1 protein-coding gene is annotated in these 274 nt (G+C 50.7%); it reads right to left on the bottom strand.

Features of this window, described 5'->3' with window-relative positions; translation table 11 throughout:
* Nucleotides 1–3: 3 nt before the first annotated feature.
* A partial coding sequence (locus tag L9G74_RS20520; RefSeq protein WP_238898612.1) for a hypothetical protein occupies nucleotides 4–274 on the bottom strand: 271 nt, incomplete at its 5' end.

Here is a 274-nt window from a genome sequence, read left to right as displayed (position 1 = left end):
GCATCAATGGTGCGCGCATGCCGAGGTAAATACCGAGTTTACCGTGGCGCAGCGGTAGAAAAACCAACCGAAGAAGACCGCACCTGCTCGGTGAGGTCGCAGCCTGTACCAATATACAAACCTGATAAAGCGATTGGCATGAGATGACGTCCTGTTAGCTGCCATAAACCACGATGTGGCATCATCACGGTAGTAACTGGCTTCGCCTTCGAGCGCATCGTCAACATATTGCTCACGTTCACGCACTAGCCAAACACAAAATTTGCAAACGCTT

The organism is Shewanella electrica (assembly GCF_022321485.1).
Lineage (GTDB): Bacteria > Pseudomonadota > Gammaproteobacteria > Enterobacterales > Shewanellaceae > Shewanella > Shewanella electrica.
This window is presented reverse-complemented; position numbering and strand designations above follow the sequence as displayed.